Genomic DNA, 20,637 nt, shown 5'->3' with positions numbered 1-20,637 from the left:
ATATCTTATCACATTGTTTTCGCTTTGTCAACAACTTTTTTAAATTTCTTTTTGAATCTTTTCAGATTCGCTTTGCCGTTTTCAACAGCGTGTTATATCTTACCAGATGTTCACGTGCTTGTCAACAGCTTTTTTATTTTTCTTTTTAACCCCCGCTGTTTTTCGCGGGTGAGTTATATTATACCATTTAACCACTGGTTTGTCAACAGATTTTTCCAATTTTTTGTACTCTTTTTTAACAAACGAGGAAGCCGGATGAAAAGCATACATCCAGTTCCCTCTTCTGCTGCTTTCTCCTACAAAAAACCATTTAATATGCGAAGAAACAGCCAGTTAAACAAATTGTTCTGATATAGCAGACTGAGCCACCAGCTCTTTTCAATCTGAAGCAGAACCGGACGTGTCCACACCATACCGGAGCAGCCCCGGATCACCAGTCCCGCCAGCCATATGAGCAGAAGACCTGCAATCGCTCCAAGCAGGGCCCCGGCTATCTGATTCAATTCCCATATGATCGGGAGCCGCGCAATCTGGTTCAGCCAGTGTGCTCCTATGCGGAAAAACAAAAATACAGCTGCAAACAAAATTCCCGTTCCAAATACGCGAATCACCATAGTTGCCAGATATGATCCAAGATAATCAAAAAAGCGATCTACGCCAAGCATATGGTAGATCTCGCTGTTATTATTTTCAAGAAGCACTTCTTTCATCTGTTCAGGCAGCTTCAGTCCTTCTATAATATTCCGCTGGTAAGCCGGCTGTATCTCCGTTTCCTCTGCCGCTTCGTTTTCATCTTTCACTCCGGCCATATGCAAAAGCCCCTGTCCTATTGCCTGATGGACTGCCGTATTCTCGTTCAGCACCGCTGTGACACACGGCATAGCCACGCGCGTCACAACAAGACTCAAAATCAGGGCTGACATTGTCACCGCAATGCGTACCAGCCCCCTGTAGTGCCCATACAATATCATAGACAGCCAGAATACGCCTACGCCTACAGACAGCCAGTGTTCTGCCCAAAAATCCATATTTGCTCCGTTCCGCCTCCGTGGCTGCACTAATTCCTACCCCTGAACTGCAGCTAATTATGCCTTTATTCCATTTCTACATTCAATACCAGCTTTTCAATGGCATCTGCCACCCCATCCTCATCATTGGTTACTGTAACATAATCCGCTTCTGCCTTCAGCGCTTCCACAGCATTTCCCATGGCAACACCAATCCCGGCTGTCCGGATCATCGTCATATCGTTTTCACCATCACCAAATCCCATAGTCTGTTCCCGACACAGGCCCAGATGTCCTGCCAGCCGAAGGATTGCTTCCCCCTTGGTTGCTCCCGGCGCATTAATCTCCAGATTATTATCCAGGGATGAACTGACGATCACATCGCCGCGTTCCTGAAGCACCCTTCTTGCGCGGCTGCGCTCCTGCTGGTCTCCAAAAAAGTAATTCACCTTTTCTACCGGAAGGTTCAGCTTACGGATCTGTTCCTTCACATCCGGCACTTCCTGTCTGGTCTGAAGAATCATGGTCTGGATTGCATCTGGAATCGCATAAGTATCCATATGCTCCAGAAAACGCTTTTCTCCATAGGCACGTCCATCCACATAAGCATCATACATCGTATGAAATCTTCCTGCCATCTCCAGGATATCAATGGCCTGGGCGCATCCAAGTTTGCGCTCATCCAGAATCCTGTGTTCTTTCACATCTTCCACGATCGCGCCATTCGTTGTAATTGCATACCGGATTCCCGGTAAAGAGCGCAGAAAATCCGGCACTCCGCCCCAGATACGTCCAGTGCAGGGTACAATATAAATTCCGCGGGAGATACATTCCCGCAGAACCGCTTCATTTCTGGCAGAGAGACGCTTCTGGCTGTCCAGAAGCGTCCCATCTAAATCTAATGCTATTAATCTGATATTTGTTTTCATTATATAAAATGTTCTTCCTTTAAGATCAGCATACCATCTTTGTCATACTTGGATGAAAACAATCCTTTGATTGCCTTTCCGAGTGACGGTTTTTCCGCACGATCCGCTGCTTCCTCAATAAGCGCCTCTGCCGCTTTCCTGGTCAGCGGGATGCCATCCTCTTCCATGATTTCAATTCGCTCATAGAGCGCCAGCATGCTCTTTCCGGTGATGCTGCAGTCGATCTCTGATGCATATTTGCAGCAATACTGCGCAAATTCGTCGATATCCATTTCTTCCTCTTCCGCAGGCTCATCCTCTTCTAAAACTTCCGGCTCCGGTGCACGCATAGCTTCATCATTGACCGGCTCAACCCGACGCACCGGGCGTTCATCTGGCTCAGGCTCCTGATGTACTTCAGGCTCTCTTTCCCGCACCGGTTCCGGACTCTGTACCGGCGGATAATCACAGCCAATGCATTCAAATTTATCTGCCAGAGACGGATTCTGCGCATGCAGCATTTCCATCTGTTTCGGGTTATCGATCAGGATAATGCGCATGCCACTGGTGTCGCGCGTCATAAGAGCCTCCAGCTCGCCGATCATCTGCGGAGTCAAATCCCCAGCTTCCTCGATCATAAGGTCTTTTCCACTCAGCTTATCTGCGCACGCAAGAATGCCCCGCTTGTTCAGTTTGGAGCCGGTAATCTTAGCTACCGGATTTTTGATCCCGGTTTCTTTCTGTATCTGCTTTAAGGTCTGAATTGCAATCTCCATACCTTTTTCGGGTGAACGTGCCTCAATCATCAGGTGATTGGCCATGCGTGGAAGCTCCGGCTCATCGTCAAGTTCCTCGATCTCCGGCTCGTCATCCTCCGGTTCTGTTTCCTGTTTTGCAGTCACGTTCTGCCCGGCTTCTGCTGCCGGCATACGCCGGATGGAATCCAGAACACGGGTTTTGCCCAGATCACTTTCTTCCTCTTCTACCTCATCCGTACCGATGCGTGACACTTCCCTGGCAAGCTGCGCCTCCGCCTCGGCCTGCTTCATCTGGGCCGTGATTGCTTCCTTTCCATAAGAAATATCCGGCGTAATACTGATATCCGGATTTTTCTCGTTTTCATCTTCCATTTCTGCCGGTTCTTCTGCTACCACTTCTGATTCTTCCGGAGTTTCCGTTTCTTCCGGCTCATGCTCTGTTACCGCGCTCTGTCCGGAAACTGGCTCCTGATCAGACGATTCTTCCTCATCATCCATGGTATCCTCTTCCTCGAAGGCCTGCTCCACTGCACGCAGTTTCTCCTCGTACTTATCCCGATTCTCCACCAGGTCCATCTGATACTTGTTTAACGGCGCATACTGAATTTTCAATTCCATGGCCTTATCTACATATTTGCCAAGGCCAAACATCAGCATGATCTTATCACAGGCCGCCACGCAGCGCTGTGCATCACCGGCACGATGATACAGATCCGCCAGTTCATACAGCCATTTTTCATCCAGCTCTTCTTCTGTGTAACCTTCCAGGGAATGGATCTGCTGCTCAATCGGCGCGTCCATAGCCTTTAAGATCATGTAACGGAGCAAATGCTGGCGCGGATCATCTCCCGCCAGGTCACAGAACTCCCGGTAGTAGGCATTGGCCTCTTCCACATTGCCTTCTTTTAACGCAAGATCGGTCAGCTTGTAAAGAAGGCGCTTTCCGATCGGTGCACGCTCAAAAGCCATGAGCAGAATTTCTTTGGCATCCTGATACTCATGGTTCTTCTCATATACATTTGCAACCATAGACAGCAGATTGGCATTGCGGACCTTTTTCCAGTCAATGGTGTCCGCAATCTTCATAGCTGTCTCAAAATCGCCCTGATTGCTTAATTTTCTAATTTGTTCTACTTTTATGTTAAACTCGTATTTATCCATCTTCTGCACTCCTTTCCTGCCTCCAGGCTGCAGTTTATGCACCGCACAAACACTTACAGCTCTACGCGCCCTTCCAGAGCCCGCAGCAGGGTTACTTCATCAATATACTCCAGGTCACCGCCTACCGGTACGCCACTTGCAATCCGGCTCACGCGGATTCCCGTGGGCTTGATCAGCTTGCTGATGTACATGGCCGTGGTCTCACCCTCAAGACTTGAGTTTGTGGCAATGATCACTTCTTTTATGTCCCCCTGAAGACGCTGCATCAGCTCCTTCAGCCTGATGTCATTGGGTCCTATACCCAGCATCGGAGAAATTGCTCCGTGCAGTACATGGTACACACCTTCATACTTCCCTGTCTTTTCGTAAGCAGCCAGATCTCTGGTGTTCTCCACCACCATAATGGTCTTGTGATCGCGTTTGTCGCTGCTGCAGATCGGGCAAAGCTCCTGATCCGTCAGCGTATAGCATTCCTTGCAGTAGCGGATGTTGGCTTTAGCCTGTGTAATAGCTCCCGCCAGGCTCGCCACCTGCTCCTGCGGCATATTGATGATGTGAAACGCCAGTCTCTGGGCTGATTTGCTTCCAACACCCGGAAGCTTTGATAATTCTTCGATCAGCGTTGTGATCTGTTTGCTGTAATAATCCATTTTAGAATGGGAAGCCTCCGCCCAGACCGCCTAAGCCGCCAGTCAGCTTTGACATAGCTGCCTGAGACTCTTCCTCCATCTTGCGAAGTGCCTCATTGGTTGCTGCCACAATAAGATCCTGAAGCATTTCGATGTCATCCGGATCCACAACTTCCTCAGCAAGCTTCACGGAAAGCACTTCCTTCTTGCCGGAAACCGTTACAGTGACTGCACCGCCGCCTGCGGACGCGCTGTACTCTTTCTCCTCCAGCTCCTTGGTGGTCTCTTCCACCTGACGCTGCATTCTCTGCGCCTGTTTCATTAAGTTATTCATATTGCCCGGCATACCGCCCGGGAATCCTCCACGTTTTGCCATGATCAATTACTCCTCCTGTTTTCTATATCTGAATTGTTTTACTAATCTTCAATGGTAATATCCATATGGATCGCGTTTTTCAGTTCTTCTTCACTGACGTAGATGGTGTTTAAACGCTCTCCGGCGTTGCGCATGCGCGCTTTAAAATACATGGTCTTGCCGTACTGCTCCTCCACATACTTCTCCAGTGCCCCGAGAACCGTCGGACGGCTTCCGATGGCATAGTTGTCACTGTTAGAAAATACAATACACAGGCAGCTGTCGCCACTGGGTTCCAGCACCGTATCGCGAAAGCTTGGCCGGATAGATCCGCCCTGTTCCCGGATAATTTTCCCCCAGTCCTGGCGGATGAGGTTTAAATCTTCTAGCTGTGCCTGGGGAATGGCTACCTGCTGCGGAGCCTGCGCCGCTTCTGCCCCGGCAGCCGGCTGCATCATGGTTCCAGCTGCTCCCTGCGTTCCCATCTGGGCCGCCATCTGCTGCATCATCTCGACATTCACCGGAACCCCTTCATCCATCCGGTCCTCCAGTTCGTCCAGGCGCTGCAAAATAGAATCCAGATTGGGTTCCATCTGCGGCTTGGTCAGCTTGATCAGCGCCAGCTCAATGAGCACACGCTTCTGACTGGCATAACGGATCTGATTGGAAAGTTCAGAAAAGATACGGATGAATCGCATCAACGTTTCTCCGTTTATCATCTCCGCCTCTTCCCGCAGGAGCTTTAAGTTATCCTCCGACATATCCAGCATATTTTCCGCGTCATCCGCGGTCTTTAACACCAGAAGATTCCTCAGATACCAGATAAAGTCTGTGACAAACTGTCCCAGCTCCCGGCCCTGAATAACCATCTCTTCCAGCTTCTTCATGCACGCGGTCGTGTCTTTTGCGATCACGGTGCGAAGCAGCTCGCTGAACACACCGGAATCAACCGCGCCGAGCACCTCCAGCACATTGTCATAAGTAAGCAGACTGCCGTAATGGAATGCCACGCACTGGTCCAGAAGACTTAACGCGTCTCGCATGGAGCCGTCTGCGGCTTTGGCCACATAGCGCAGGGCCTTTTCCTCTACCTGGATTTTTTCTGCATCGGCCAGTTCCCGCAGACGGGCCGCGATGGTGTCGATGGTGATGCGCCGGAAATCATAGCGCTGGCACCGGGAGAGCACCGTAACCGGGATCTTGTGGACTTCCGTGGTCGCCAGAATGAAGATCACGTAAGACGGCGGCTCCTCCAGTGTCTTTAACAGCGCATTGAAGGCGCCGGTAGAAAGCATATGAACCTCATCGATGATATAGACCCGGTACGCGCCCTCGGTAGGCGGATACTGAACCTGTTCGCGAATCTCACGAATATTCTCAACACCATTGTTGGATGCTGCATCAATCTCTATCACGTTCATGGAACTTCCCGACGCGATGGCTTTGCAGGCCGCGCATTCATTGCAGGGGCTTCCATCTACCGGGTGCTCGCAGTTAACCGCCTTGGCAAAGATCTTCGCAATGGTGGTCTTACCGGTTCCACGGGTTCCGCAGAACAGATAGGCATGACCAATACGCCCGCTGGTAATCTGATTCTTCAGGGTCTGCACGATATGATCCTGACCCTTAACATCATCAAACTGTGCCGGACGCCATTTACGGTACAGTGCAGTATATGACATAGTTCTTAACTCCTTGCTGCCGGCAGTCTGTATACAGGATTGCCGTTATTCGTTGCCAAAGCTGATTCCGATCATCTTGGCTTCCTGAATCATAGAGCAGTTCGGGTCTACCGTCTTTAACTTTCCGGCAACCTCTTCTAACGGGACCTCAGTGATCTCGTTATTCTTTACTGCTACCATGTAACCGTATTTCTTTTCCTGAATCAGTTTGGCTGCCGCCGCGCCAAGACGGGTGGAAAGCACCCGGTCATATGGACATGGCTCTCCGCCTCTCTGCGTGTGGCCCGGAACGGTAACGCGGACTTCCTGTCCGGTCTTCTCCGTGATCTGGGCGCCAAGGGCATAAGCTACAGACGGATATACCACCTGATTCTTTTTCTTTTCTTTTAACTCTTTTTTGCTTAAAGCCGCATCCTCTTTGGAAATTGCGCCTTCCGCAACCGCCAGAATGGAGAACCGCTTGCCCTGTCTGCTGCGTTCCTTTAAGGCTGCAACAATAACATCGATGTCGTATGGAATCTCCGGAAGCAGGATGATATCTGCCCCGCCTGCAATTCCGGCATAGAGCGTCAGCCAGCCAACCTTATGGCCCATAACCTCTACAATGAAAACCCGGCCATGGGATGCCGCGGTTGTATGAATGCAGTCAATGGCATTAGCTGCTACATTGATGGCACTCTGGAATCCGAAGGTCACATCGGTTCCCCAGAGGTCATTATCGATTGTCTTAGGAAGGGATACCACGTTCAGCCCCTCCTCCCGCAGGAGATTGGCCGTTTTCTGGCTTCCGTTTCCGCCCAGCACCACCAGACATTCCAGTTTTAATTTCCGGTATGTGTGCTTCATGGCCTCTACCTTGTCCAGACCATTCTCGTCCGGAACACGCATCAGCTTGAATGGCTGTCTTGAAGTTCCGAGGATGGTTCCGCCCTTTGTCAGGATTCCGGAAAAATCCGAAGGTTTCATAATCTGGTAATCTGCGTACATCAGGCCTTTATATCCATCTTCAAAACCAATGATCTCTACATCTTCAAACATCTTATACAGCGCTTTGGCTACGCCGCGCATGGTTGCGTTTAAGCTCTGGCAGTCGCCGCCGCTGGTCAGCATTCCAATTCTCATTGAAGACACACCCTTCTTTCTTTACTTTTAGTAGACATAGGGAAAATTTCCCCATTCTGCTTCATTATAATACACTGGTTTCTCGTTTGTCCATGGTTTTATTGCGAAAACGAAACTGGCATTAACAAAAAAATAGCAGGAGTATCATGAATGGCTAAAGCCTATCATACTCCTGCTAAACTATTCTTTTTAAATCCGCGCACCCCGCTTTGTATACGGCTCACAGGCGTTACCCTGGCAGCCAGCTCGGTCCAGGCTTCCTTGCGGCACACAGAATGACTCACTTAGTGCTGCTGCATTCCTGCCCTGACACGGTTCATGAGGTTCTGTTGCGCAAGACCCAAACGTCAACGCCGCTTACCAGGGGCAGCCCTGCAAGATCGCATCCGAGGCGGGATATCACCTCTGCTGGAGCGGATTGCAGATACAGGGCACCGCTATCTCCCCGGCTGCGCGGAAGCTTTTTGACTTGTTCTTGTGCGCACCTGCGCGTTCTCCCGCAAATGCCTGTTTAGTATACCCCAGGAAGCAGGGTTTTGTCAAGGCTGGCCGGAATTTTCCAGTTCCTTTTCCGAAAACATGATGCTATTCCGCTTTCTCCGGATCTGCATCCTGCAACTGCTTCTGGGCCTTTAACTCTGCCCGTTTTTTGCGAAGATCCTTAAAAAACCGAGACAGCATACCGGAACATTCCTCCTGGCACACGTTGATGTCGGTCTGTACCTGGTGGTTGAAGCCTTCTTCGTGAAGCATGTCCAGCACCGAACCGGCGCAGCCCGCTTTGGGATTCATGCAGCCGATGACCACTCTGGGAATCCGTGCCTGCACAATGGCTCCTGCGCACATAGGACACGGCTCCAGAGTCACATACATCGTGCAGTCCTCCAGGCGCCAGTCGCCCATCTTTTTGCAGGCTTTCCGCATGGCGATGATCTCCGCATGCGCCAGCACCGTCTTGTCTGCCATGCGGCGGTTGTAGCCGCGACCGATGATCTTGTCCTGATAGACGATGACACAGCCGATGGGGACATCACCCAGGGCTGCTGCCTTTTTTGCCTGGCGGATGGCTTCCTTCATATAGCGAATGTCCTCCGGCGATGCGGATGATACCTGTTTTATTTCTGATGCTTCTATTATCTGATTCTCTTTTGTTACCTTTTCTTCTGCCACAATCCATTCCTTTCCGGGTTCCACATTCATGCACCCAGATATTTTCTGCTACCAGTATAGCGGAAAATCTTCTATTATGAAAGAGACAATCGTTACAGCCGGATATCCGTATACCAGTACCCAAATCTTCCATCGCCCTGGGGCTGCTTCCTGGCCAGCACAAAATGCGGAAAACCGAACATGGAAGCCATATACTTTTCATTGCTGAAATAATGGCCCGGAACGCCGAGGAGATAGCGTGGCGGCTGCTGCGGATCCAGAAGCTTTGCCAGAATCAGATGCCGGTAATTATAATAGCCGTGAAGAAGGAAGCTGTTGTTGCCGTAGGTCCAGATTTCCCTGGGCAGAAGGCCGATGTCCTGCGGTTTGATAGACAGGATCTCGCAGCCATTGTCATAGTCAAAAGCCAGAACTTTGGTGTACTGATCACTCATTTTCTTCCAGATGTTCGTGTCGGCCAGTTCCTCGTTTTCCTCCCGGTCCAGTTCCGCGAGACGGGCCGTATCTTCCGGGCCCTGAGGCTGAGTCCGCTGCTCTTCTGGGTCCTGTTGAGACTGCATCTGGGAGCGCAGAGTTGCCTGCTGCATCCCAGATTCTATTCCTCCTTTATCAGAGCTTTCATGTTCTTCTCCCCATGGCGCTATCGTCTCAAGCTTCTGCTCCTCCGCCTCCAGCTCTCGCTCAATCTCTGCAGAAATCGGAAACTCCTGCGCAGTTTCCTGCATAACCGACTCTAAGTCTGACTTCGGAATGTGTTTCGAAATCTGTTTCGAAATCGATTCTGAGACTGGTTCTGGAACTGGTTCTGGAACTGGCTCTGGTAGCGGCTCTGAGTCCGGTTCTGCTGCTTCGCCGTTCTCTGTCATTCCCTCAAGCTCCGCTGCCCGAACCTGTACTTCAGAATCCGACAGCACAGTTTCTTTTCCAGAAAGTTGTACTTCATTTCGTCCCAGACCTGCCTGCTTCTGCGCTTCCCTCTCTTTCTGTTCCTTTTCCTTTCGCTCCTGCTCTTCCTTCTGCTTTCTCAGATTTTCTGCCGTCACTTCCGCCAGCTGAATCTCCGCAGTCTGCGCCACCGCATCTTCCCAAATGGTGGTGTAGCTCTGCCATGCATTTTCCACATCATGAATGGTGAGTCCATAGCAGTCCTCCATGCAAAGTCCAGAACCATCTACATTCTCTGACTGCACCTGAGTGCGGTATTCCCCCGCACCGCTGCGGATAAAGATCCGGCCAAGCAGAAGTTCGCCGCCGGAATGAAGCAGATACACCCCCACATCGCTGCTGCCCACATACACTTTCTTGACATTCACCTGAATGCGGCACTGCAGGCCACGCATATCAATCTTGGCAAAGCCGATGTTTTTCCCCTTTTCCCCGCCCTCATAGGCATATATGTACGAAATCAGTCTCCGATAATCAGACATAGCTCTCATCCCCTCCGCAATTGATGTACTTCATAAAACTCCCAAAATACATAATTAATATATGCGAAAGGGACAAGAGCTATGTCCATGCTATTTACAGTTTTCCGTAAAATAATTCGCCAGCTGCGCAAACTGCTGTAAATCCAGTGCCTCACCGCGGATGGTGGCTGGTACGCCCAGGCTTTCAATGGCTGCCACGATCTGCTCCTTGGTAAAGGAAACATCCGGCGCATTGTTCAGTCCATTCTGCAGAGTCTTTCTGCGCTGGTTGAAGGAAGCGCGGATGAGGCGGAACATCAGCTTCGGATCTGCCACCTGAACCGGCATCTCTTTGTGACGGGTCAGACGAATGACCGCGGATCCTACATTCGGACGCGGAATAAAGCAGTTCGGCGGAACGTTTGCCACAATATACGGCTCAGCATAATACTGCACCGCCAGAGACAACGCGCCGTAATCCTTGGATCCCGGTCCCACCTGCATGCGGTCTGCCACTTCTTTCTGCACCATAACCGTAATGTTGTCAATCGGCACATTGCTTTCAAACAGTCCCATAATGATCGGTGTGGTAATGTAATATGGCAGGTTTGCTACAACCTTGATGGGGCGTCCGCCATTGTGTTCCTCTGCCAGCTTTTTTATGTCAACCTTCAAGATATCCTCGTTGATCACAGTGACATTGTCATATTCTGCCAGGGTCTCTTTCAGAATCGGGATCAGGTTGTTGTCGATTTCTACCGCAACCACTTCTCTGGCTGCCTCAGCCAGATACTGGGTCATGGTTCCAATACCCGGGCCGATCTCCAGCACCATATCCTCTTTTGTCACGCCTGCTGCCCCAATGATCTTGTCCAGTACATGGGGATCGATCAGAAAGTTCTGTCCGAACTTCTTCTGGAAAGCAAACTGGTATTTCTGGATCACCTCGATGGTATTCTTCGGGTTGCCAAGTTTTTCTCTCATTCTATAATTCTCCTGTTTCGGCTGTTCACTTGTATTTCATCTTATCTTATCATACAATTTTTTCGATTACAATGAAAGCCGATACATCTGTTTCGCATTCCGATTCGTTATCTCAATAATCTGCTCTACCGACACGTTTTTGATCCTGCTGATTTCTTCCACCACATAGGGCAGATTCAGCGAGGAATTGCGCTTTCCGCGGTTCGGTACCGGGGAAAGATACGGGCAGTCAGTCTCTAACACAATCCGGTCAAGGGGCATATAAGCAACCACCTCTTTTAACTTTTTTGCGTTATTAAAAGTCAGCACCCCGCCGATTCCCAGATAAAATCCCATGTTCAGATACTCTTTTGCCATCTCCAGACTATAAGAGAAACAGTGAATTACACCGCCAATCTCCCCTGCCTTTTCTGCCTTCATGATATCCAGGGTATCTTTCGCCGCGTCACGGCTGTGAATGATGACCGGAAGTTTCTTCTCCCGGGCCAGTCCCAGCTGACGCACGAACCACGCTTTCTGAAGCTCCGGCTCCGGCTCATCCCAATGGTAATCCAGGCCAATCTCACCAATCGCTACCACCTTTTCCTCTTCCGAAACATGGCGCAGCCAGTCAAAGAGATGGTCATTCAGTTCTGCCGTCTCGCTTGGATGCACACCAACTGCACCGTATACGAACGGATACTTTTTCATCAGTTCCAGTGTATTTTTCGTTGTCTGGATGCTGGCACCCACGTTTACCACGGCCTCAATGCCGTGTTCCGCAAGACTCCTTAAGACCGCATCCCGGTCCTCATTAAATGCCTCATCATCGTAATGGGCATGGGTATCAAAAATCATTATATTCTCCTCTTCTGAAAAAGAATGTGTCCCGACTCATTTCCGCACCGGGCTGCATCTGCTTTGACAGTTATCCGAACACCATCTTTGAAATTCCGTAGAGCACAAGCAGATGCAGCGGATACACCAGATAGAAAAACCATTTCCCGTTCCAGGTTCCCCGGGTTCCGTTGTAACAACGGATCAGAAAAAACGCCACTGCAAGTCCCGGAATATAAATCGGCCGGAACTCTGCTGCCGCCATTAGGACAAAGCCCGCCAGACACGCTGTATCCGGTGTCAGGCGAAACCAGAACAGCACCGCGATCAGCATAATACCGGCCGCGTCATAGTCAGTCCGCAAAAACCAGGCCAGAAGTGCCGCTGCCACAATCACTGCCATCTGCCGGTACTGTGCCAGGGCTGCATCGGTATTCCTGCCAATCCAGTCCACCGCAGTCAGCATAAGCACACCGAGAAACAGTGTGAAAAATATATTCTGGCTGTGTGTATTCCATATTTTTCCGTAAACAAGTAAATCAAAGGGAATTTCCGAAATGAAAGCAAATACACCAAGGCGCAGCGCATATCGGCTGCGGTCTCTGGTGTGACAGAATCCTTCTGTCAGCAGGAACACATAAATCGGAAACGCCATACGCCCCGCAGACCGCAGAATCCAGAATACCTGGTTCCACCGCTCCGCCAGTGCATCCTCCCCCACCGCATACAGTGCCGGGATCAGGCCGTAAGCCAGAAGACGGATCGCCGCATGATCGCACAGCATACTGACAACGGCAATCAGCTTTAACTGATTGCCGTTTAATCCATGTCTTAAAATCTGTTTTTCTGTCATCCGTCTTAGCAGATTTCAGCGCCGGACGGCATCTTCTTCTCCGGAACCATCAGGGACAGGTTGCCATCTGCGTCTTCTGCGCAGAGGAGCATGCCCTCAGACAGAACACCGGCCAGTTTTGCAGGCTTTAAGTTGACAACTACCATAACCTTCTTGCCCACCATCTCTTCCGGTGAATAGTGTGCCTTGATGCCGCTGACGATCTGCTTTACCTGGCTGCCGATCTTAACCTGGGAGCAGAGAAGCTTTTTGGACTTCTTGACTGCCTCGCAGGCAATGATCTCGCCAACCTGGAACTGAAGCTTTGCAAAATCATCATACTCGATCTCAGCCTTCGGCTCGATGTCGATGACCGGCTCTTCTTCCTTTGCTTCCTCAGCTTCCGGCTGTGCTGCCTTCTCTGCCGCGCGCATAGCCTCTACCTTTTCCATCACTTCCTTGAGGTCCATTCTTGCGAACAGGATCTCCGGTGCGTCGGTTACATGCTCGCCGGACGGATACAGACCAAACTGGTCCATCTCAGAAAGGGCACGCTTCTGTGCATGGAGCTGGGCCAGGATCTTCCTGGAGGTATCCGGCATGAAGGACTCCAGCAGGGACGCGCCGATAGTGATGGCCTCTACCAGATTGTAGAGAACGGTTGCCAGACGGTCTTTCTGAGCCTCGTCCTTTGCCAGTGCCCAAGGCATGGTCTCGTCGATATATTTGTTACAGCGGCGGAAGATGTTGAAAATCTCGGTGATGGCATCTGCCACACGAAGCTCATTCATCTTGCTCTCTGCCTTCTTTACGGATGCCAGAGCGACATTCTTTAAGTCCTCATCAACGGCGTCGGAAGCACCGCCGTTTCTCACCTCGCCGCCAAAATATTTGTTGGACATGGAAATGGTGCGGTTTACCAGGTTTCCAAGGATGTTTGCCAGGTCAGAGTTCATGCGCTCTACCATCAGCTCCCAGGAAATAACGCCATCGTTCTCGAACGGCATCTCATGCAGAACAAAGTAGCGGACAGCGTCCACGCCGAAGAAGTCTACCAGGGTATCTGCGTAGAGCACGTTGCCCTTGGACTTACTCATCTTGCCATCCCCCTGTAAAAGCCACGGATGACCAAATACCTGCTTCGGAAGCGGCAGATCCAGCGCCATCAGGAAGATCGGCCAGTAAATGGTATGGAAGCGGATGATATCTTTACCGATCAGATGAAGATCTGCCGGCCAGTATTTCTTGAACAGTTCACCGTTATTGCCATCGCAGTCGTAGCCAAGGCCGGTGATATAGTTGGTCAGTGCATCCAGCCATACATAGGTAACATGCTTAGGATCAAAGGAAACCGGAATGCCCCAGGTGAAGGAGGTTCTGGATACGCACAGATCCTGCAGACCCGGAAGCAGGAAATTGTTCATCATCTCGTTCTTTCTGGATACCGGCTGGATGAACTCCGGATGCTCGTTGATGTACGCAATCAGGCGGTCTGCGTATTTGCTCATTTTGAAGAAGTAAGCCTCCTCCTTGGCCGGCTGTACCTCGCGGCCGCAGTCCGGGCACTTGCCGTCTACTAACTGGGACTCGGTAAAGAAGGACTCACACGGTGTACAGTAAAGGCCCTCGTAGTAGCCTTTGTAGATATCACCCTGGTCGTACAGTTTTTTGAAGATTTTCTGTACCTGAGCCTCATGGTCTGCATCGGTGGTACGAATGAATTTGTCATAGGAAGTGTTCATCAGATCCCAGATTGTCTTGATCTGGCCTGCCACATCGTCTACAAACTGCTTCGGGGTTACACCTGCAGCCTCAGCCTTTAACTCGATTTTCTGACCGTGCTCATCGGTACCGGTCTGGAAACGGACATCGTAGCCCTGCTCTCTCTTAAAACGCGCGATGCTGTCTGCCAGTACAATCTCGTAGGTGTTGCCAATATGCGGCTTGCCGGATGTATAAGCGATCGCGGTGGTGATATAATACGGTTTTTTACAATTACAATTTTCATTCTGACACATGAGCCAAATTCCTCCTAAATTCTCGCTGCCGGATCTGCCTGTCAAATGTGACTTTTCCTGTTTTTGCACAACCGGCTCAGCAACTGCGCAGGCCTGTTTTTTTCGCTGCGCTGATTAAATCAACTATATCATAAAGTCTGCGAAAACTCAATATAGTGCACGGGGTTCCTCGTGCCTGCACCCCCCGCATATATTGTATTTCTCAAGAGTATATTATATAATTAGGAACACTTAAGACCATTTTGGAGGATCACTTCATGCATAAAAACTACAAAAAGCTGCCGCCATTTGTAGCCGCCGCGCTCTGCGCCGTACTGCTTTGTTCCTGCGCTCCCGCGTCCCGCACGCCTCAGCCTACAACGGCCGCTCCCTATGAGGAAGAAACCTCTGCAGACTACGAACAGCTCACTGAAAGCAGCCTGAAGGAACAGCAGCGTTTTTCGGCTCTGGAGGAAAGCCTGTTTCAGGATGAGATCTCCGCATCCCGCCTTGATCTGCATTTTCTTCTGAAAAACCCGGAGGGCCGCGGCATCACAAAAACCGATGCGCCGATCGCCCCCATCTCCATGGAGGCTTTTTTGCAGACAAGAAAGGATCAGGAAGAACTGCGAAGTGAGCTTTCCGGTTTTCAGACCGCCCTGCTGACGGACAATCAGAAACTCACGCTCCGTATCCTGGAAAGCCTGATGAACACTGAGAAAAAGGGCGAAGGACTAGAGCTTTACAGCCAGCCGTTAGCACCCACCATTGGCATCCAGGCCCAGCTTCCCATGCTGCTCTGTGAGTACGCCTTCTACACCCGTCAGGATGTGGAAGACTATTTGCATATTCTGGAATACCTGGATACTTTTTACGGACAGATTCTTTCCTTTGAGCAGGAAAAGGCCGAGGCCGGGCTCATGATGAGCGACACCTCCATTGATCACGTTATAGAATCCTGCAAAAGCTACCTGCTGGTTCCGGGCAATAATTTCATGATCAACTCCTTCACAGAACGGTTAAATGCGCTCCCGGATCTGACGGATGATGCCAAAAAAGAGTTCTGTGCCCGCAACGAAGCTGCCCTGGAGGAACACTTTGTCCCCGCCTATAAGCTGCTGATCGAAGGTCTGGAAAAGCTCAAGGGCACCGGAACCAACGAAAAAGGCATGTGCGGATATCCGGATGGAAAAGCTTACTACGAATATCTTGTATACACAGCAACCGGAACCTCCTACCACTCTATAGATGAACTGATGACTGCCACCGAGCAGGAAATTTCCGATAACTTACAGATCACCTCAAAGCTGTTGTCAGAACACCCGGAGCTGGAGTCCATGCTTGACAACTACCAATACCGTCAGACGGAACCGACGGCCATCATGGAGGAACTGAAGGAGCAGACCTTAAAAGATTTTCCGCAGCTTCCGGAATGCAGCTACACATTAAAGGATGTGCCAAAAGCGCTGGAGCTTTCCCTAAGTCCTGCCTTTTATCTGACTTCGCCAATTGATGACAGTTCCCAGAACGTCATCTACATCAACCGGAATCCGATCTATGACAACCAGCCCCTCTACAACACCATTGCCCATGAGGGTTATCCGGGACACCTGTACCAGACGGTATGGTTCCACACCCACTGTGACTCTGATCTGCGAAAGATTTTAAGCTTTTCCGGCTATACGGAGGGCTGGGCAGCTTATGTGGAGGCTCTCTCTTACCGTCTGGATAATGGTCTGGATCCGCTGCTTGGCGAACTGCTGGAGGCCAACTCCAAGGCCACACTCGGCATCCACGCCTATCTGGATATGGCCATCAATTACCTGGGCTGGGAACAAAAAGATGTTCAGAAATATCTGTCCACTTACTTCAGCGATTCGGAATCCATTGCAGATTCCATGTTTGAAACCATGATAGACAATCCGGCCAATTACCTCTCCTACTTCATCGGTTCCCTGGAAATCCGCAACATGCGGGAGACAGCCGAACTGCAGCTTGGGGATTCTTTCGATGCAACGAAGTTTCATTCCTTCCTCCTGGATATGGGAAACGCTCCCTTCGATGTGATCCAGGCCTATTTCACTACCTGGCTCATGAACCAGAAGATGGGAAACTAAACTTGTAAATGCAGGCAAAAAAATCCGCCCGGAACCCTTTTCAGGATCCCGGACGGATTTTTATTTACCTGATTTTATTTCATAAAGAACTTCTGCAGATCTGCCTCAGTGGTATCTTCACCAATGGTGATGAGTTCTGTTCCGGTCAGTCTTGCAAACATTGCGATATCATCTCTGGTCAGTGCAGTAGATACAACAGAGTGATGAGCGCCGCCTGCGTAGCACCATGCTGCGGTACCGATCTGGAAATTCGGTTTGTGGCGGTACATGATTCTTGCTACCGGAAGGTTCGGCATCGGTTTCGGCTGTTTTACCAGCTCAATATCTGCGCAGATCAGGCGGAAGTGATCGCCCATATCTACCATGGTTACCTGAATGCCATCACCGGTCACACCGTCAAAGATCAGTCTTGCCGGATCTTCTTTACCGCCAATGCCAAGCGGCAGTACATCAATTTCCGGTTTGGTTGCTGCGAATGCCGGCGGAACCTCCAGCATATGGGATGCCAGCTCAAGCTCCTGACCCGGAGTTAAGTCGTAGGTGTAGTCTTCGATGAAGCCGGTAGCGCCGTCTCTGCCCTCAGACATCTTCATGAGTACTGCGGATAAAGCGGAGATCTTGTAATCGCCCTCCGGACCAAAGCCGATGCCCTTTGCCATTAAGTTCTGGGCTGCGATACCCGGAAGTTGCTTTAATCCGTGCAGATCCTGGAAGGTGTCTGCAAATGCGCCGATACCGTTGGCTGCCAGGAATTTCTCCAGGCCAACCTCATATTTTGCCTGCTCGCGAACGGAGTCGATGCGGTCAGTCTTCATGGTGTACTTGTCGGTGTACTCCTTCATCTTTGCGTCAATCTCTTCCTCAGTCACTGCATTGATGGTGTCAACCACATCGCCCAGTGCAAAGTAGTTGCACTCCCAGCCGTATTTGATCTGGCTCTCTACGCGGTCACCGTCGGTTACTGCTACTTCGCGCATATTGTTGCCGAAGGAAGCAACCTTTAAGGATTTAGAATAAGAAATTGCCTTTGCAACTTCTGCGAACTGACGGATCTTTGCCACTACATCATCATGCTTGTAGTAACCTGCAACAACCTCGTGCGGGATGCCGAGTCTTGCTACGATGAAACCGTACTCACGGTCTCCATGAGCTGCCTGGTTTAAATTCATGAAGTCCATATCGATGGTGTCGTACGGAAGCTTCTCATTTGCCTGGGTGTGCAGATGCAGAAGCGGCTTTCTCAGCTCCTGAAGGCCCTTGATCCACATCTTGGCCGGGGAGAAGGTATGCATCCAGGTGATCACACCAATACAGTCATCATCGCAGGATGCCTGACGCATGGTCGTGATGCAGCTCTCGGAGTTGATGATCGTCGGAACCAATTCCACCTCTGCCACATCTTTTAATTTCTCATTCAGGAATTCTGCCATCTGGCGGCTGTCCTCAGCCACCTGCTTTAAGCACTCGTCTCCGTAAAGGTCCTGGGAGCCTACTGCAAAGTATAACTTCTTCATGTCAATCTACCTCCTATAAATGTGAATGATCATCTTATATCACGAACCGAGTTTCCGTTGTTGAATGCCACCGGAAACTGGTGCGCGTAGTTCTTTTTCTGCCAGTCCGGATCCTCCATCATGCGGAGCAGGTTCCGGGCTGTAATCCGCCCAAGGTTATACTTTGGATGGATCACGGATAAAATTTTCAGTTCTGCTTCCTGTTCCGGCCCCGCATCGTCAAACGATACCAGGGAAATATCTTCCGGCACACGCAGTCCGCGTTCCTTCAAAAAATCCATATAGAAGCCGGCCACCTCATCATTGTAGAGGATCATGGCCGTGCAGTCTTTGGTCCGGCGGTACATCCGCAGCAGACTCTTTCTGCTCAGTTTCTCTTCCATATCCTTGGTGGAATACCACCGAATACAGTCATCGTCAAAATTGATTCCATAATCTGACAGACATTCAATAAAGCCACGATAACGCTCAATTCCCTGTATGTCATCATACTTAAAAATTCCTCCAATGCGGCGGTGTCCGTTCTGGATCAGTATCCGGGTCAGTTCATAGCCTGCCCGGGCATCCGACATCTCCACACTGTCGAACTGTTCATTTTGATAATGATTGTGAATGAACAGGGTCGGAATGTTCCGTTTCCGGATTTCCTTATAAAGACGCAGATTTGGATTCGGGAAGGTGGACCGGGTTCCCTCAATAATGAGCCCGGCCACATTCCGGTTTAAAAATCCTTTTAAATACATTTCTTCGTCGTTCAGCCGGTTTCTGGTCACAGCTACATCAATTTCAAAGCTTTTATTCCGAAGCACCGACTCAATTCCCGCATAGACCTGCGGAAACAGATAATCCGAAAAGTAGCTTAAAATCAGTCCCACATGGGGGCGTTCGCCGTCTGCGCCACTGTTTTCATACGATACATAAGTGCCGCTTCCTTTTACGCGGATGATCAGTCCATCCTTTTCCAGACGGTCCAAAGCATTTCGCACCGTCTGCCTGGAATATCCGAACTTTTTCTGAAGGATATGCTCCGACGGAAACTTGTCCTGATTCTTGATCACTCCGCTGGTGATCAGAGTACGACCCCAGTTGTAAAGCTTCTGGTATTTCAAATTTTCCTGATTCTGACTTCCCGCTGTTCTGGGCATATCATCAAACCTCCGATGCTTTTCCTTATGCTGTCATTCCCCAGTCTGATGTCTGTTTGTTATTTGATTACCTGCAGGGACTGACGGTCTGCGAATACTGCTACGAATACCAGGAATACCACGCCCTGAATCAGCTGCATCAGCTGTGTGGAGAAGCCCATCATAGTCAGTCCGCTGTTTAATACGATGTAAAGCAGGGAACCTACGATGATATTCTCAAAACGTACCTTTGCGCCGCCGGAGATCGGCATGCCGCCAAGTACGAGGGCGATCAGGATCTGGGTCTCTAACTGGTTACCACCGGAAGAAGTAACGGAACCAACCTTGATAACGTTGATAAATGCCGCAAAACCGGTAATCGCGCCAGCTAATACGTAAATCCAGAACTTCATGCGGTCAGTACGGATACCGGAGAACATCGCTGCTTTCTCACCGGCACCGATGGCCTTTAAGTAGGTACCAAACTTGGTGAAACGGAACAGTACAAATCCGATTACCAGGATCAGCACGGTGCATGCGATCTTTAACTCGGTACTGTCAAAGTTAATCAGCTTTGCGGAACCTGCTACCGGCGCGTTGGTTGTCAGGTATTTGATAAATCCGCGGAACAGGAACATGGTACAGATCGTAACGATGAAGGATTTGATCTTGCGGTATACATAGAAGTATCCGTTGATGGCTCCGATTGCTGCACCTGCTGCAATGCCGCCCACAATCGCAAGCGGGATGCTGGTCTTGGAAAGCATACATACAACGATGGATGCAATACCCAGGATAGATCCCTGGGAGAAATCCAGACCGCCCATGGTCATGATAAAGAATACGCCTGTCGCTGCGATCATGGTCACATATACCTGTGACAAAACGAGCGGAAGGTTTCCGATCATTCTGAAGTTCGTGAGAACGTTAAATAATAAGAAAATGATAATCAGTCCCGCGATCGGCAGAAGGGAACGGATCAGCGACATTTTTGATAATTTCTTGAGCTGCTGCTCTTTCTGGTCTGTGTTTGTCTTAACTTGATTCTCCATTGC

The 20,637-nt window shown here is 50.1% G+C and carries 18 protein-coding genes and 1 other RNA gene; 1 reads left to right on the top strand and 18 read right to left on the bottom strand.

From position 1 onward, the window contains the following. Positions 1–99: 99 nt before the first annotated feature. The 15 genes from DWY84_RS17440 to metG all read right to left on the bottom strand — a co-directional run bounded on the left by DWY84_RS17440 (position 100) and on the right by metG (position 14,848). On the bottom strand, positions 100–270 hold the full coding sequence (locus DWY84_RS17440) for a hypothetical protein (protein WP_182434952.1): 171 nt from the start codon (positions 268–270) through the stop codon (positions 100–102). A gap of 26 nt (positions 271–296) precedes the next feature. Beyond that, a complete protein-coding gene (locus tag DWY84_RS12585; RefSeq protein ID WP_118533729.1) occupies positions 297–1,028 on the bottom strand; it encodes a CvpA family protein in 732 nt (243 codons plus the stop codon). 65 nt (positions 1,029–1,093) lie between these two features. Continuing rightward, positions 1,094–1,936 (bottom strand): Cof-type HAD-IIB family hydrolase, encoded by an 843-nt coding sequence (locus tag DWY84_RS12580; protein ID WP_118533728.1) that lies wholly within the window; start codon positions 1,934–1,936, stop codon positions 1,094–1,096. Further along, positions 1,936–3,834, bottom strand: coding sequence for a tetratricopeptide repeat protein (locus DWY84_RS12575; protein ID WP_118533727.1), 1,899 nt, complete (start codon positions 3,832–3,834; stop codon positions 1,936–1,938). The genes DWY84_RS12580 and DWY84_RS12575 overlap by 1 nt, the downstream gene beginning before the upstream one ends. A 53-nt stretch (positions 3,835–3,887) precedes the next feature. Next, positions 3,888–4,484 (bottom strand): recombination mediator RecR, encoded by a 597-nt coding sequence (gene recR / locus DWY84_RS12570; RefSeq protein ID WP_118533726.1) that lies wholly within the window; start codon positions 4,482–4,484, stop codon positions 3,888–3,890. Between the two features lies 1 nt (position 4,485). Continuing rightward, entirely contained in the window at positions 4,486–4,839 is a 354-nt protein-coding gene (locus tag DWY84_RS12565) for a YbaB/EbfC family nucleoid-associated protein (RefSeq protein ID WP_118533725.1), read from the bottom strand. Between the two features lie 41 nt (positions 4,840–4,880). Further along, positions 4,881–6,500, bottom strand: a complete 1,620-nt coding sequence (gene dnaX / locus DWY84_RS12560; protein ID WP_118533724.1) for a DNA polymerase III subunit gamma/tau — start codon at positions 6,498–6,500, stop codon at positions 4,881–4,883. A 45-nt stretch (positions 6,501–6,545) separates the two neighbouring features. After that, positions 6,546–7,622 carry an ATP-dependent 6-phosphofructokinase gene (locus DWY84_RS12555; RefSeq protein ID WP_243024846.1) on the bottom strand — a complete coding sequence of 359 codons (1,077 nt, stop codon included), beginning with the start codon at positions 7,620–7,622 and terminating at the stop codon, positions 6,546–6,548. Between the two features lie 195 nt (positions 7,623–7,817). Continuing rightward, positions 7,818–8,079, bottom strand: an RNA gene (gene ffs / locus DWY84_RS12550) — signal recognition particle sRNA large type. Between the two features lie 128 nt (positions 8,080–8,207). Then, positions 8,208–8,741, bottom strand: a complete 534-nt coding sequence (gene tadA / locus DWY84_RS12545) for a tRNA adenosine(34) deaminase TadA (RefSeq protein ID WP_347560799.1) — start codon at positions 8,739–8,741, stop codon at positions 8,208–8,210. 143 nt (positions 8,742–8,884) lie between these two features. Further along, positions 8,885–10,219 carry a DUF6128 domain-containing protein gene (locus DWY84_RS12540; RefSeq protein WP_118533722.1) on the bottom strand — a complete coding sequence of 445 codons (1,335 nt, stop codon included), beginning with the start codon at positions 10,217–10,219 and terminating at the stop codon, positions 8,885–8,887. 90 nt (positions 10,220–10,309) lie between these two features. Then, positions 10,310–11,182, bottom strand: a complete 873-nt coding sequence (rsmA, locus tag DWY84_RS12535) for a 16S rRNA (adenine(1518)-N(6)/adenine(1519)-N(6))-dimethyltransferase RsmA (RefSeq protein ID WP_118533721.1) — start codon at positions 11,180–11,182, stop codon at positions 10,310–10,312. Positions 11,183–11,248: 66 nt separating this feature from the next. Then, positions 11,249–12,019, bottom strand: coding sequence for a TatD family hydrolase (locus tag DWY84_RS12530; RefSeq protein ID WP_118533720.1), 771 nt, complete (start codon positions 12,017–12,019; stop codon positions 11,249–11,251). A 70-nt stretch (positions 12,020–12,089) separates the two neighbouring features. Beyond that, positions 12,090–12,851: a TraX family protein gene (locus tag DWY84_RS12525; protein ID WP_118533719.1), complete on the bottom strand. Its 762-nt coding sequence runs from the start codon at positions 12,849–12,851 to the stop codon at positions 12,090–12,092. A gap of 5 nt (positions 12,852–12,856) precedes the next feature. After that, on the bottom strand, positions 12,857–14,848 hold the full coding sequence (metG, locus tag DWY84_RS12520; protein ID WP_118533718.1) for a methionine--tRNA ligase: 1,992 nt from the start codon (positions 14,846–14,848) through the stop codon (positions 12,857–12,859). Between the two features lie 257 nt (positions 14,849–15,105). Here metG and DWY84_RS12515 point away from each other — a divergent pair, with 257 nt between their 5' ends. Further along, entirely contained in the window at positions 15,106–16,944 is a 1,839-nt protein-coding gene (locus DWY84_RS12515; protein WP_118533717.1) for a DUF885 domain-containing protein, read from the top strand. A gap of 74 nt (positions 16,945–17,018) precedes the next feature. Here the strand turns inward: DWY84_RS12515 and araA are convergent, their stop codons facing one another. From araA to DWY84_RS12500, 3 genes are read right to left on the bottom strand one after another with little or no spacing between them, the layout of a single operon-like run. Next, positions 17,019–18,458: an L-arabinose isomerase gene (gene araA / locus DWY84_RS12510; RefSeq protein ID WP_118533716.1), complete on the bottom strand. Its 1,440-nt coding sequence runs from the start codon at positions 18,456–18,458 to the stop codon at positions 17,019–17,021. 29 nt (positions 18,459–18,487) lie between these two features. Next, positions 18,488–19,603 carry a GntR family transcriptional regulator gene (locus tag DWY84_RS12505; protein ID WP_118533715.1) on the bottom strand — a complete coding sequence of 372 codons (1,116 nt, stop codon included), beginning with the start codon at positions 19,601–19,603 and terminating at the stop codon, positions 18,488–18,490. Positions 19,604–19,662: 59 nt separating this feature from the next. Further along, on the bottom strand, positions 19,663–20,634 hold the full coding sequence (locus DWY84_RS12500; protein ID WP_118533714.1) for an ABC transporter permease: 972 nt from the start codon (positions 20,632–20,634) through the stop codon (positions 19,663–19,665). Between the last annotated feature and the right edge of the window lie 3 nt (positions 20,635–20,637).

It is taken from the genome of Clostridium sp. AF27-2AA (genome assembly GCF_003478505.1).
Lineage (GTDB): Bacteria > Bacillota > Clostridia > Lachnospirales > Lachnospiraceae > Brotaphodocola.
The sequence above is the reverse complement of the archived record's forward strand: the minus strand, read 5'-3'. Positions and strand labels throughout refer to the sequence as shown.